The following is a 13,329-nucleotide window of genomic DNA, read 5'->3' on the forward strand; positions in this document are numbered from 1 at the left end:
CCGCGGGCACGCGGCTCACGCCGGCGCACGTCGCCGTCCTGGGGGTGGCAGGGCTCGACGCGGTGCGGGTGCGGCGCCGGCCGACGGTCGCGCTCGTCCTCACGGGCGACGAGGTCGTGGGCGCCGGTCGCCCCACGCCGGGCCGGGTGCGGGACGCGTTCGACCCGATGCTGCCGGCCGCGGTGCACGCGCTCGGCGGCGACGTGGTGCGCGTCGTGCGCATCGGCGACGACCACGCCGCGATCGCCGCGGCGGTCGCGGGCCCGGAGGACGTGGTCGTGATCGTCGGCGGGACCGGCCGCAGCCGCGTCGACCTGCTGCGGCGGGCGCTGGGCGACGCGCCCGTCGCGTTCGACGGCGTCGCGATGCGGCCCGGGCACCCGACGCTGCTGACCGCGACCGTGCGGCCGGTGCTCGGCCTGCCCGGCAACCCGCTGGCGGCCGTCGCCGCGCTGCTGTCGTTCCTGCCGCCGATCCTCGACGGGCTCACCTCGGCGACGGCTGCCCCGCTGCCGACGGCGCCCGCGGCGGAGCCCCTGCTCGGCTGGCGCGGCACGTCGCTGGTGCCCTGCGCCCGCACCGCCGACGGCCTCGTGCCTGCGGCGGGTGCCCGCCCGAACATGCTGCGCGGGCTCGCCGCGAGCGACGTCCTCGCGGTCGTGCCGCCGGAGGGCGCCGAGCCGGGGACGAGCGTGCGGGTGCTGCCCCTCCCCTGGTAGCGCGGCCGGTGGTCCCGGGCTCGGCCGGCGGGCGGACGGCGCCCGCCGGTCGAGCCGGCCGAGCCGGCCGAGCCTGTGATCAGACCGCGGCGGGGACGGGCGCCTCCGACCGGGCCGGGACCTCGACGCGGATGACGACCGCCTTCGCCGCGGGGCTGTTCGACTCCTTCGCCGTGTGGTGCAGCGGCAGCAGCACGTTCGCCTCCGGGAAGTACGCGGCGGCGTTCCCGCTCGGCATGCGGTAGGGCACGGCCCGCCAGCCCACGGCGCGGCGCTCGACGCCGTCCGCGTCCGTCGAGACGAGGTCGACGACGTCGCCCTCGTGGAGGCCCCGCTTCACCATCTCCTTGCGGTTCATGAGCACGACGCGTCGGGCGTCGTGGATGCCGCGGTAGCGGTCCTCCTTGCCGTAGATGGTCGTGTTGAACTGGTCGTGCGAGCGGAGCGTCTGCAGCACCAGCCCGTCCTCCGGGATCTCCGGGTACTCCAGCTCGTTCACGGTGAACATCGCCTTGCCCGTCTTCGTCGGGAACTCGCGCTTGTCGCGCGGCGGGTGCGGCAGCACGAAGCCGCCCGGCACGTCGAGCTTCTCCTCGTAGGCCTGGAAGCCGTCGACCACGTGCTCGATGTGCTTGCGGATCAGGCGGTAGTCGTCCTTCAGCGCGCTCCAGTCGACCTGCGCCGAATTCTCCCGCCCCTCGAGCACCGCCTCCGCGATGCCGCAGATGATCGCGACCTCGCTGCGCAGGTGCGGCGACGCCGGCTCGAGGTGCCCGTGGGACTCGTGGACGGCGAGCACCGTGTCCTCGACGGAGACGCGCTGCGGCCCGGTGGCCTGCACGTCGCGCTCGGTGCGGCCGAGGCAGGGCAGGATCAGGGCCCGCTTGCCGTGCACGACGTGGCTGCGGTTCGGCTTCGTCGAGATCTGGACCGTCAGGTCGAGCTCGCGCATCGACGCCTCGGTGCGCTCGGTGTCCGGTGTCGCACGGGTGTAGTTGCCGCCGAGGCCCATGAAGACCTTGACCTTCCCGTCGCGCATCGCCTGCAGCGCCTTCACGGTGTCGTAGCCGTGCTCCTTCGGCGAGGTGAAGGAGAACTCCTCCGAGAGCCGGTCGTGGAACGCGTCCGGCATCTTCTCCCAGATGCCGACCGTGCGGTCGCCCTGCACGTTCGAGTGCCCGCGCACCGGCATCAGCCCGGCCCCCGGCCGGCCGACGTTGCCGGTCAGCCACGCGACCGAGGCCATGTCGCGGATCGTCGCGACGCCGTTCACGTGCTGCGTGATCCCCATCGCCCAGCAGATGATCATCGACTTCGCGTCCGCGATCATCCCGGCGAGCCTGCGGATCTGCGCCTCGGGCAGGCCGGTCGCGCGCTCGACCTCGGCCCAGTCGAGCCGCGCGACGTGGTCCCGGTAGTCCTCGAAGCCGGAGGTGTAGCGGGCGATGAAGTCGTGGTCGAGCACCGTGCCGCCGCGCTCCGCGTCCAGCTCGATCAGCGTCGCGCCGAGCGCCTGGAACAGCGCCTGGTCGCCCGCCAGCTTGATCTGGAGGAACTCGTCGGCGAGCTGCGTGCCGCGGAACACGAGGCCCTTGACGCTCTGCGGGTTGTCGAAGTGCAGCAGCCCCGCCTCGCGCAGCGGGTTGATCGCGACGATGCGGCCGCCGTTCTTCTTCGCGTTCTCGAGGCGGGTCAGCATCCGCGGCGCGTTGGTGCCCGGGTTCTGGCCGGCGATCAGGATCAGGTCGGCGTGCTCCAGGTCCGTGAGCGACACGGACGCCTTGCCGACGCCCATCACCTGCGCGAGACCGATGGAGGTCGACTCGTGGCACATGTTCGAGCAGTCCGGCAGGTTGTTCGTGCCGAAGGAGCGGGCGAACAGGCCGTAGGTGAAGGCGGCCTCGTTGGACGCGCGGCCGGAGGTGTAGAAGACCGCCTCGTCCGGGCTCTCGAGCTTCTGCAGCTCCTCCTTGACGATCGCGATCGCGCGGTCCCAGGTGACCGGCCGGTAGTGGGTGTCGCCCGCCTCGAGCAGCATCGGGTGGGTGATGCGGCCCTGCTTGCCGAGGGCGAAGTCGTCCCACGTCTCCAGCTCGGCGATCGAGTGCGCGGCGAAGAACTCGGGGGTCGCGCGCTGCTTCGTCGCCTCCTCGGCCACCGCCTTCGCGCCCGACTCGCAGAACTCCGCGGGGCTGCGGCGCTTGGGATCAGGGTCGGGCCAGGCGCAGCTCATGCAGTCGAAGCCGCGGGTCTGGTTGATGTCGAGCAGCGTCCGCATGGTGCGGACCGCGCCCATCTCCTCCTCGCCCATCACGAGCGACTGCCGGATCGCCGGCCAGCCGGTCGCGTGCGTGCGGGGCTTCGTCACCCGCAGCTGCGCGTCGTCGATGTTCTGCTCGGCGCGCGCCGTCGTGTCCTCGCCCATGAGGCCTCCCTCGATCCGTGAGCGGATCGTACGACCGGACCCTGACCGCGGCGGTGCGATCATCGGCGCGTGAGGGCGATCGCCAGACGACGGGTGCGGACCGTGCGGCCGGGCGACGCGCCGCGGGCGCGGGAGGACCTGCTGGCGGTCGAGGAGCCGCTCGAGGTGCGGGTGAACGGCTCCCGGTTCAGCGTCACCATGCGCACGCCCGGAGACGACTTCGACCTGGTCGCGGGCTTCCTCGTGTCGGAGGGGGTCGTCGCCGCGGTTGACGACCTGCCGGCGATGCGGGTGGTGACCGGACTCGCCGCCGACGGGGAGCCGACCTTCAACATCGTCGACGCGAGCGTCACGGGCCCGGGCGTCCGGGCGGCGGCCGATCGCGCGCGGACCCTGTACACGACGAGCGCCTGCGGCGTGTGCGGCCTCGCGTCGATCGACGCCGTCACCACGTCCTCCTCCTACCCGGTGCTGCCGGTCGGGCTGACCGTGCCGGAGGCGGTCGTCGCCGCGCTGCCGGACCGGCTGCGGGCGGCGCAGCGCCTGTTCGACTCCACCGGCGGCGTGCACGCGGCGGGGCTCTTCGACGCCGGCGGAGACCCGCTCGTCGTGCGGGAGGACGTGGGGCGCCACAACGCGGTCGACAAGGTGGTCGGGCACGCGCTGCGCGAGGGCCGCCTGCCGCTGTCGCACGCCGTGCTGCAGGTCTCCGGCCGCGCCTCGTTCGAGCTGGTGCAGAAGGCGCGGATGGCCGGGATCCCCGTGCTCGCCGCGGTCAGCGCGCCCTCCTCGCTCGCCGTCGAGCTGGCGCAGGAGGCCGGCATCACGCTCGTCGGCTTCAGCCGCGGCCGCTCCTTCAACATCTACGCGCACCCGCACCGCATCGTCTGAGCCGCGTCGGACCCGGCCGGGCGCCGCTCAGGTCGCCGCGGCGGGACGGGCGGCGCCGGGGTCGCTGTGCGCGATGTGCCCGAGCTGCCGCCACAGCACGACGACGAGCACGGCGGAGCCCGCGAAGCCGAACCAGAACGGCGCGACGACGCCGAACGCCTCCGCGAGCGCGCCGCCGACGCCCGAGCCGAGCACGAGGCCGCCGTAGGTCGCGACGGTGTTGACGCTGCCCACGCGCCCCTGGAGCGCCGCCGGCACGGCCCGCTGGCGGACGGTGATCGAGGTCGTGCCCCACACGAAGGCATGGGCGCCGAACACGAAGAACACCGCGAAGGCGACCCACGGCACGCGGGTCAGGGCGAGGGCGAGGTGGGTCAGCGTCTCGACGACGAGGCCCACCCGCATGAGCCCGGCGAGCGAGACGCGGCGGGTGAGGGCGCCGTAGCCGACGGTCGCCACGATGCCGCCCGCGGCGATGACGGCGGTGATCGCACCGTAGCCGACCGGGCCGAGGCCGAGCCGCTGCGAGGCGTACAGCACGAGCACCGACCAGGCGGCGCCGTAGGTGACGTTGAACAGCAGGATCGTGAGGACGAGGGTGCGCACGTTCGCGTGCGCCCAGGCCCACCGCAGCGCCTCCCCGACGTCCTGCAGCGGCGCGGATGCGGCCCGCGGGGCGGAGCGCGGCAGGACGATCCGGGCGAAGAGCACGGCGCCGCCGGCCAGCAGCACCGCCTGCGCCGCGAACGGCCAGAGGGCCCCGACCGCGAAGAGCAGGGCGCCGAGCGGCGGGCCGACGAGGTTCTGCATGGTGATGAACCCGCCGAGCAGACGCGCGTTGCCGATCACCAGGTCGTCACGCGCGACCAGCGCGGGTAGCAGGGTGGTCTCCGCGCTGTCCCCGAAGACCTCCGCGACGCCCAGCAGGAACAGGGCGACGAGGACCATCGCGATCCCGACGACGTCCGTCAGCACCGCCGCGACGAGCACGCCGAGCACGACGACCCGCACCGCCGCGGCCACGACGACGACCCGGCGCCGATCGAGCCGGTCCGCCACCACGCCCGCCGCCAGGCCGAGCGCGAGCGGAGGCAGCCACTGGAGCGTCGCCGCGAGCGCGACGAGGGCCGGCGAACCGGCCAGCCGCGCCACGAGCAGCGGCCCGGCGGCGAGCGCGAGGCCATCGCCGAGGTTGGACGTCCAGCTCGCGCCGAGCAGCCAGCGGAACGAGCCGCCGAGCCGCGCGGGGGCGACGACGTCCAGCACGCGGCCCACGGCCGGTCACCCTAGGACCGCCGGGCGACAGGCGTCCGCGGGTCGCCCGCGGCGGGTGGGCTCAGCCGCCCGTGACCGGTGCCGCGGGAGCGGTCGCGACCGGCGTGACCGTCCGGACGAAGGCGGTGGCCGTGACGGCGAGGGCGATCGCCTCGACCGCGATCGCGGCGGTGTGGACGGCGACCGGACCGCCGTCGTACATGGTGATCCCGACCGCGACGAGGCCGACGGCGTTCACGGCGACGGCGATCGGGTGCAGGCGCCGGATCCCGAAGAGCAGCACGGCGGCCGGCAGCACGTACAGGATCGCGCTGGCGACCCCGAGGTCGTTGATCACGGGCGCGAGCGCAACCCCGCCCGGGACCGCGCGACCGAGGTCCGGGAAGAACATCGTGACGCAGTGGAAGACGAGGGCGAGCGTGCCGATGTACGCGACGAGGGCGTCGACGCGGGTCAGCGGCCGCGCCGCGGCGAGCACCGGGAACAGGCCGATCAGCCGCAGCGCGACGAGCGCGAGGACGATGAGCGCGACGGAGACGACGAAGTACGGCGACACGACGCCCGACCGTAGAGGGCGCCCCTGCGCGGCCGGTGCTCGTCGAGGGCGCGGTCGTCCCCGTTCTCAGGCCGAGGGGTCGGGCGGCCGGCAGACGAGGAGGACGCCGTCGCCCTCCACGGGCAGCTCCCCTGCGGCGGCCGGCAGGACCGCGGTGGCGCCGCGGGCCAGCGCGTGGCCGCCGAGCACGATCGGCCCCTCCTCGACGAGGAGGACGCAGTACCCGCCGATCCGCGGGCCCGTCCCCGCCGGGCGCAGGCGCTCGACGCGGAAGAAGGGAGCGGCCTCCTCCGGCAGCACCGGGCCGTCGGAGCGGCCGCGCACGACGAGCCCGGCCAGCCGCTGCCGCGACATGGCCTCGTGCGCCACCGCGCCGAGCGCCCGGTCGAAGCCGAGGCCCAGGTGGCCGTCCGCGGCGCCGTCGAGCGCGAAGCCCGACCACTCCAGCAGGATCGAGAGGTCCTCCGGCTCCTGCACCTCGAGCAGCAGGACGCCCTCGCCGATCGCGTGCAGCTGGCCGGCCGGGACCAGCACGGCGTCGCCGGGCCGCACCTCGACGGCGTGGAGCAGCTCGAGCAGCTCGGTCGTGCGCTGGTCGTCGACCAGGGCGCGGAGGCGCTCTGGCGCGACGTCCTCCCGCAGCCCGAGGTGGACGGTGCCGGCCGTGAGCACGACCCACGCCTCCGTCTTCCCGTGCACGTGCCCGAGGTGCTGCTGCGCGAAGGCGCCGTCGGGGTGGGCGTGGACGGGCAGCCGCTGCCCGGCGTCGAGCAGCTTGGTCAGGAGCATCGCGTCGGCGCCCCAGCGCGCCGCGTGCGTCTCGCCGAGCCAGCCGACCGGATCGGCCGCGATCGCCTCGACCAGCCGTCGCCCGTCGGGCAGCACGGTCTCGCCGAGCCCGGGCCGGCCGAACACGTGCGTCGTGCTCGCGACCCAGTCCTCCGGCTCGTGCTCGGCCGCCGGGTCGTCGCCCCGCAGGTCGGTGATCCGCCGGCCGCCGCGGTAGAAGCGGTCCGCGGGCCGGTTCGAGGGCAGGAGGACGGGCTCGCGTGGCGCGGTCATGCGCCTCAGTCCCGGCGGCTGAAGCGGTCGCTGATCGCGAGGACGCCGAGCGCGATCAGGAAGGCGAGGACCGTCGAGAGCGCGACGACGCCGCCGGACACCCCCGCGATCAGCTGCGCGATCAGCACCAGCAGGGCGAGCAGGGCCGAGATGATCAGGTTGCGCTTCATGGCGGCACCAGTATGTCGGCGCGGCACGGGCGGGCTCGAGCGGCGCCCTCCCCTCGTGCGGTCCGCAGGTGCAGATGCGGCGCCGCGTGCGGCCGCAACTGCACCTGGGGGCCGCAGGAGCGCGTCGCCGGCTGCTCAGGGCAGGTCGGTGCTCCAGCTGCCGTAGACGGCCTCCGTGCTCGCGGCGACCTGCGCGCCCAACTCGCCGACGTCGACGCCGAGCTCCTGCGCGACGAGGCGGAGGGTGTGCGGCACCAGGTAGGGGCTGTTCGGGCGGCCGCGCACGGGCGTCGGCGCGAGCCACGGCGCGTCGGTCTCGACGAGGATCCGGTCGCGCGGCACGAGCGCGAGCGCCTCCCGCAGGCGCGTCGCGGACTTGAACGTCACGGTGCCGGCGAACGAGCAGTACCAGCCGTGCTCCGCCGCCGTGCGCGCGAGCTCCGGGCCGCCGCTGAAGCAGTGGAAGACGGTCCGCTCGGGCGCGCCGACCCGCAGCAGCGTCGCGACGACGTCGTCGTGCGCGTCGCGGTCGTGGATCTGCAGCGCGAGCCCGTGCCGCTTCGCGATCGCGATGTGCGCCTCGAAGGCGGCCAGCTGCTGCGCCCGGCCGTCCTCCGCGGTGCGGAAGAAGTCGAGCCCGGTCTCCCCCACCGCCCGCACCCGAGGCCGCGCGGCGAGGTCGTCGATCACCGCGAGCGCCTCGTCGAGCTCCGCGTCCGTCATCCGCGCCGCGTCGTTCGGGTGGATCGCCACGGCGGCGAGCATCCGCGGCTCGACCGCTGCGGTCTCGGCCGACCAGCGGCTCGACTCGACGTCGGTGCCGACCTGGACGACGCCCTGCACGCCCGCGGCCTCCGCCCGGTCCAGCTGCTCGCGCCAGTCGAGCGGCTCGCCCTCGTCGAACCAGCCCGCCGCGGAGTACGGGTCGATGTGCGTGTGGTCGTCGTAGACCGGCACCGGCAGTCGCTCGGGCAGGGGCGGATAGCTCACGTCGGGCACGGGACTTCATCTTGTAGGCAGATCTCGGCGCTGACCGCAGATCTGCCTACAAGATGAATTCAGGCGGGGTCGATGCGCGGGAACAGCGGGGCGAGCGCGGAGACGCGGGTGCCGGCGGGCAGCAGGCCCCACGCGCCGGCCTCGCGGAGCGGCTGCTCGTGCAGCGCGCCCAGTGCGCCCTCCGCGCCGAGCGCGGACCAGAGCAGCGCCGTCGTCCGGGTCAGCACCGGCGACAGCAGCACCGCGAGCGCGCGCAGCCCCTCGGCCGCGGTCGCCAGCACCGAGTCGAGGCGCTCCGCCTGGGCGGGATCTTTGGCGAGCGCCCAGGGCTCCTCGAGCGTCAGGTAGCCGTTCAGCTCCTCGACGATCCGCCAGATCGCCGCGATCGCCTCGTGCGGCGCCATCCGCTCGATCGCCGCGTCGGCGTCGCGGGCGGCGGACGCGACGACCTCGCGCACCGCCAGGTCGCGCTCCGTCGGCTCCCCTGCAGCCGGCACGACGCCGTCGCGGTAGCGGGTGATCATCGCGATCGTGCGGGAGGCGAGGTTGCCGAAGCCGTTCGCGAGCTCCGCCTGGTAGCGGGCCGCCAGGTCCTCCCACGAGAACGAGCCGTCCTGCCCGAACGGGATCGCGCGCATGAAGTAGTAGCGGAACGCGTCGGACCCGAAGGTGTCCGTGATCTGCGACGGCGCGATGCCGGTCAGCTTGGACTTCGACATCTTCTCGCCGCCGACGAGCAGCCACCCGTGCGCGAAGACCTGCTTCGGCACCTCCAGGCCCGCCGCCATGAGCATCGCCGGCCAGATCACCGCGTGGAAGCGGAGGATGTCCTTGCCGACCAGGTGCACCGCAGGCCAGCGCTTGGCCAGCGTCGCCTCGTCGGTGTCGAAGCCGATCGCGGTGATGTAGTTGAGCAGCGCGTCGAACCAGACGTAGACCACGTGCCGCTCGTCCCACGGCACGGGGACGCCCCAGTCGAAGGTGCTGCGGCTGATCGACAGGTCGTCGAGGCCGCGGCGCACGAACTGCACGACCTCGTTGCGGGCGCTCTCCGGCTGCACGAAGTCCGGCCGCTCCTCGTAGAGGCGCAGCAGGTCCTCGGCGAACCGGCTCATCCGGAAGAAGTAGTTGCGCTCCTTCAGCAGCTCCACCGGGATGGAGTGGATCGCGCAGACCAGCTCGCCGTCGTACTTCCCGGTGCCGGTGACGAGGTCGGCGGTCTGCTTGTACTCCTCGCAGCCGACGCAGTAGAAGCCCTCGTAGTCGCCCGCCTCGATGAAGCCGGTGTCGTAGAGGCGCTGGATGAAGGCGGCGACGCCCTGCTCGTGGCGGGGCTGCGTGGTGCGGATGAAGTCGTCGTTCGCGATGTCGAGGGTCTCGAGCAGCGGGATCCACGACTCGCGCACGAGCTTGTCCGCCCACTCGCGCGGCCCCATGTCGTTGGCCGTGGCGGTGCGGAGCATCTTCTGCCCGTGCTCGTCCGTGCCGGTCAGCGACCAGGTCTCGTCGCCCGACTGGCGGTGCCAGCGGGCGAGCACGTCGGCCGCGACCTCCGTGTAGCCGTGGCCGATGTGGGGCACGTCGGACGGGTAGAAGATCGGCGTGGTGATGGTGAACGACCGGTCCTCGGGCACGACCGGCGAGTGTAGTGAAGCGCCCGCCGACGCCCCGCCCTGTTACGGCGCGGAGACCTCGAGCACGACCTCCCCGAGCCCCGAGCGGCCGGACAGCGCGCGATACGCCTCCTGCACCTGCTCGAGCGGGAAGCGCCCCTTGATCGGCACCTCGAAGCCGCCCTGCGAGGCGATGGACGCCAGCTCGCGGACGGCCTCGGCCGGGTCGTCCAGCGCCGCCATGCCCGCGCCCTGGACGCCGAGCCGCTCGACCGCGCCGAAGTCGATGATCGTGTCGACCCGCTGCGGATCGACGCCGAGCGCGACCGCGAGGTCCGTGTACCCGCCGCCGAAGCAGTCGTAGAAGGCGCTGATCCCGTCCGGGGCGGCCTCGCGGAGGCGCTGCTCCAGCCCGTCGCCGTACGCGACCGGCTCGGCGCCGTGGGCGCGGAGCCAGTCGTGGTTCGCCTCGCTCGCGACCGCGATCACGCGGGCGCCGGTGCCGACGGCGAGCTGCGTCAGGAGCGCGCCCACGCCGCCCGCCGCACCCGCGACCACCGCGACGTCGCCCCGCTGGACCGGCACGGCGCGCAGCATCGCGACCGCCGTGGTCCCCGCGACGTAGAGGGAGCCGGCTGCGGCCCAGTCGAGCGCCTCCGGCTTCGGCACGATCCGCCCGACGGGCAGCACCGCCAGCTCGGCCTGCGCGTTCCGGCCGTCGGAGAGCCCGATGACCGGGTCGCCGACCTCCGCCGTCGAGACGCCGGGACCGACCGCGGCGACGACGCCCGCGAGGTCGCTGCCCTGCCCCTCCGGGAGGTCGGCGGGGAACATCTCGTGCATCGCGCCGGAGCGGATGGCCGCCTCCCCCGGGTTGAGGCCAGCGGTGACGACGCGGACCAGGACCTCGCCGTCGCCGGGTGCCGGGTCCGGCACCTCCTCGATCCGCAGGACCGACTCGTCGCCGTACTCGTGGAACCGCACCGCTCGCATCAGAAGGAGAACGCGGAGGAGCGGGCCGGTGTTCCGCGGGTGGGGGGGGGGTGGTCTCGAGGCTCGCTGCGCTCGCACCTCGACCAGCGGCGGTGGTGGGTGCGGGTCGGGGTCAGGAGCGCGCGGCGAGGGCGGCGTCGTACAGGGCCTTGCGGGAGAGGCCCGTCGCCGCCGCGACCTCCGCCGTCGCCTCCTTCAGCCGCGCGCCGCCCGCCACCCGGTCGCGCACCGCCGCGAGCGCGTCGTCGAAGGAGGCCGGCGCCGGCTCCGCGCCCGCGAGCACCACCACGACCTCGCCGCGCACGCCGTCCGCCGCCCAGGCCGCGAGCTCGGCGACCGTGCCGCGGACGACCTCCTCGTGCAGCTTCGTCAGCTCGCGCGCGACCACAGCCCGCCGGTCCGGCCCGAACGCCTCGATCATCGCGTCCAGGAGCGCCGCGGTGCGGTTCGGGGACTCGAACAGCACGACGGTGCGCGGCTCGGCCGCGAGGGCGCCGAGGAAGCGGGCCCGCTCCCCCGCCTTCCGCGGCGCGAAGCCCTCGAAGACGAAGCGGTCGGTCGGGAGGCCCGAGAGCGCGAGCGCCGTGAGCACCGCCGACGGGCCCGGCACGGCGGTGACCTGCACGCCCGCGTCGATCGCGGCGCGCACCAGCGCGTAGCCCGGGTCCGACACCGTCGGCATCCCGGCGTCGGTGACGAGCACCACGTCCTGCTCGCGCGCGGCCGCCACCAGCTCGTCGACGCGCCCGCGCTCCGTGTGCTCGTTCACGACGACCACGCGGGGGCGCGCCTCCACGCCGAGCCCGGCGAGCAGCCGGTGCGCCACCCGGGTGTCCTCGGCGGCGAGCAGCGCCGCGCCCGTCAGCGCCTCCACGAGCCGCCTGCTCGCGTCGCCGAGGTTGCCGATCGGGGTTCCGGCGAGCACGAGCACGGACCCCAGTCTGCCGCCGCGGCAGGACGCCGCCGCCTGCGTATCCTTCCCCCGTGACGCGCGCCACGGACCTCCTCGAGCGCGCGCGCCCGGTCCACCGCCGGGTCCTCGACCGCCTGGCGGCGCTGCCGTGGATCGGCCCGGCCGTCGTGCTGGTGATCGCCGCGCTGACCCGGCTCATCGGGCTCGCCTACCCGCCGGTGCTCGCGTTCGACGAGACCTACTACGTCAAGGACGCGTGGACCATCTGGCACCTCGGCTACGAGGGCACGTGGAACCAGGCGGACGTCCCCAAGGGCTACACCGATGTGAACGCGGCCTTCCAGGCCGGCCTCGTGAACTTCTACTCGCACCAGGCCCAGTACGTCGCGCACCCGCCGCTCGGCAAGTGGATCATCGGCTTCGGCGAGCTGCTCGCCGGCGGCGCGCAGAACCCCTACGGCTGGCGGCTGTCCGTCGCCGTCGTCGGGATCCTCGCCGTCGCGCTCGTGATGGTCGTCGCGCACCGGATGTTCGCGACGACCTCCGTCACCGTCATCGCCGGCGGCCTGTTCGCGATCGAGAACCAGGCGATCACGATGTCGCGCATCGGGCTGCTCGACAACATGGTGATGCTGTTCGCGCTCGCCGCCTTCGCCTGCGTGCTGGAGGACCGGTTCTGGACCGAGCGCCGCCTCGGCGAGTGGCTGATGCGCCGACGACGCGGCATCGGCGACTGGGGGCCGGCGTTCCTCTGGCGCCCGTGGCTGATCGCCGCGGGCGTCGCCTTCGGCCTGTGCTGCGGCGTGAAGTGGTCCGGCCTCTACTTCATCGCGGCGTTCGGCCTCTACGTCGTCGGCACGGAGGTGCTGCTGCGGCGCCGCGCGGGCGTGCGGTTCTGGCTGCCCGCGGGCCTGCTGAAGCAGGGGCCCGTCACCGCGATCCTCCTGCTCGTGCCCGCGCTCGGGACCTACCTGGCCACCTGGACCGGCTGGTTCGTCACCACCGGCGGCTGGAACCGGGAGGGCGGGCAGGACGGCACGCGGCTCACCGGGGTGCTCGCCTGGCTGCCGGCGCCGCTGAAGAACCTGTGGGACTGGCACCACGACATCTACATCTTCCACACGACGCTCGACAGCCCCCACGCCTACGCCGCGCCGGCGATCGGCTGGCCGATCATCGCCCGGCCGACGTCGATCTTCTACGACGGCGACATCAAGGGCTGCCCGTGGGCCGGCCAGTGCGTCTCCGCGATCACCGACCTGCCGAACCCGCTGATCTGGTACGCGGGATGGGCCGCGGCGGTCTACCTCGTCGTGCGCTTCGTGCGGCACCGCGAGTGGCAGGCCGCGCTGATCCTCATGGGGTTCGTCGCCGGCTACCTGCCCTGGCTGCTGTACCCGAAGCGGACGATGTTCTTCTTCTACACGATCGCCTTCGAGCCCTACCTGCTGCTCGCGCTCGCCGCGACGATCGGGCTGATGCTCGTGCGGCCGCCCGCGCTCGACGGACCCGACGAGCTCGCCGCCGCGGAGGCGGCGTACGGGCTCCGCGTCCGCCGGCGGATCGTGGTCGGCTTCCTCGCCGTGGCGGTGCTGCTGAGCATCTTCTACCTGCCCCTGTCGACCGGCATCCCGACCCCGCAGTGGTTCTGGCAGATCCACATGTGGTCGCGCTCCTGGATCTGATTCGTCGTCCGTCGGAGCCGCGCGGCAC

Annotated in this window: 12 protein-coding genes; 3 read left to right on the forward strand and 9 right to left on the reverse strand. The window is 74.1% G+C overall.

Going from position 1 to position 13,329, the window contains the following annotated elements; translation table 11 throughout:
• On the forward strand, nt 1-719 hold a 719-nt coding region (locus ACFSBI_RS14040), incomplete at its 5' end, for a molybdopterin-binding protein (RefSeq protein WP_377935983.1).
• A gap of 79 nt (nt 720-798) precedes the next feature.
• Here the strand turns inward: ACFSBI_RS14040 and ACFSBI_RS14045 are convergent.
• Nucleotides 799-3,144, reverse strand: coding sequence for an FdhF/YdeP family oxidoreductase (locus ACFSBI_RS14045; protein ID WP_377935985.1), 2,346 nt, complete (start codon nt 3,142-3,144; stop codon nt 799-801).
• Nucleotides 3,145-3,213: 69 nt separating this feature from the next.
• Here ACFSBI_RS14045 and fdhD point away from each other — a divergent pair, with 69 nt between their 5' ends.
• Complete coding sequence (fdhD, locus tag ACFSBI_RS14050; RefSeq protein WP_377935987.1) at nt 3,214-4,035, forward strand: formate dehydrogenase accessory sulfurtransferase FdhD; 822 nt, start codon at nt 3,214-3,216, stop codon at nt 4,033-4,035.
• 27 nt (nt 4,036-4,062) lie between these two features.
• Here fdhD and ACFSBI_RS14055 read toward each other — a convergent pair whose 3' ends face one another.
• The 8 genes from ACFSBI_RS14055 to rsmI all read right to left on the reverse strand — a co-directional run bounded on the left by ACFSBI_RS14055 (nt 4,063) and on the right by rsmI (nt 11,634).
• Nucleotides 4,063-5,310 (reverse strand): MFS transporter, encoded by a 1,248-nt coding sequence (locus ACFSBI_RS14055; RefSeq protein WP_377935989.1) that lies wholly within the window; start codon nt 5,308-5,310, stop codon nt 4,063-4,065.
• Nucleotides 5,311-5,371: 61 nt separating this feature from the next.
• On the reverse strand, nt 5,372-5,866 hold the full coding sequence (locus tag ACFSBI_RS14060) for a hypothetical protein (protein ID WP_377935991.1): 495 nt from the start codon (nt 5,864-5,866) through the stop codon (nt 5,372-5,374).
• A 66-nt stretch (nt 5,867-5,932) separates the two neighbouring features.
• Nucleotides 5,933-6,928, reverse strand: coding sequence for a class I mannose-6-phosphate isomerase (locus tag ACFSBI_RS14065; protein WP_377935993.1), 996 nt, complete (start codon nt 6,926-6,928; stop codon nt 5,933-5,935).
• Between the two features lie 5 nt (nt 6,929-6,933).
• On the reverse strand, nt 6,934-7,098 hold the full coding sequence (locus tag ACFSBI_RS14070; protein ID WP_377935995.1) for a hypothetical protein: 165 nt from the start codon (nt 7,096-7,098) through the stop codon (nt 6,934-6,936).
• A 135-nt stretch (nt 7,099-7,233) separates the two neighbouring features.
• Nucleotides 7,234-8,097 (reverse strand): TatD family hydrolase, encoded by an 864-nt coding sequence (locus ACFSBI_RS14075; protein WP_377935997.1) that lies wholly within the window; start codon nt 8,095-8,097, stop codon nt 7,234-7,236.
• 59 nt (nt 8,098-8,156) lie between these two features.
• Nucleotides 8,157-9,731 carry a methionine--tRNA ligase gene (gene metG / locus ACFSBI_RS14080; RefSeq protein ID WP_377935999.1) on the reverse strand — a complete coding sequence of 525 codons (1,575 nt, stop codon included), beginning with the start codon at nt 9,729-9,731 and terminating at the stop codon, nt 8,157-8,159.
• Nucleotides 9,732-9,773: 42 nt separating this feature from the next.
• A complete protein-coding gene (locus tag ACFSBI_RS14085) occupies nt 9,774-10,694 on the reverse strand; it encodes an NADP-dependent oxidoreductase (RefSeq protein WP_465252519.1) in 921 nt (306 codons plus the stop codon).
• A 121-nt stretch (nt 10,695-10,815) separates the two neighbouring features.
• Nucleotides 10,816-11,634, reverse strand: coding sequence for a 16S rRNA (cytidine(1402)-2'-O)-methyltransferase (gene rsmI / locus ACFSBI_RS14090; protein WP_377936003.1), 819 nt, complete (start codon nt 11,632-11,634; stop codon nt 10,816-10,818).
• Between the two features lie 53 nt (nt 11,635-11,687).
• Here rsmI and ACFSBI_RS14095 point away from each other — a divergent pair, with 53 nt between their 5' ends.
• Complete coding sequence (locus tag ACFSBI_RS14095) at nt 11,688-13,301, forward strand: dolichyl-phosphate-mannose--protein mannosyltransferase (RefSeq protein WP_377936005.1); 1,614 nt, start codon at nt 11,688-11,690, stop codon at nt 13,299-13,301.
• Nucleotides 13,302-13,329 lie beyond the last annotated feature (28 nt).

This window comes from Amnibacterium endophyticum, from assembly GCF_042680685.1.
Lineage (GTDB): Bacteria > Actinomycetota > Actinomycetes > Actinomycetales > Microbacteriaceae > Amnibacterium > Amnibacterium endophyticum.

What these genes read in the sequence shown, in the direction of transcription:
- ACFSBI_RS14065 (WP_377935993.1), bottom strand. Translation starts at nt 6,928, where the DNA reads ATGACCGCGCCACGCGAGCCCGTCCTCCTGCCCTCGAACCGGCCCGCG.
- ACFSBI_RS14070 (WP_377935995.1), bottom strand. Translation starts at nt 7,098, where the DNA reads ATGAAGCGCAACCTGATCATCTCGGCCCTGCTCGCCCTGCTGGTGCTG.
- ACFSBI_RS14045 (WP_377935985.1), bottom strand. Translation starts at nt 3,144, where the DNA reads ATGGGCGAGGACACGACGGCGCGCGCCGAGCAGAACATCGACGACGCG.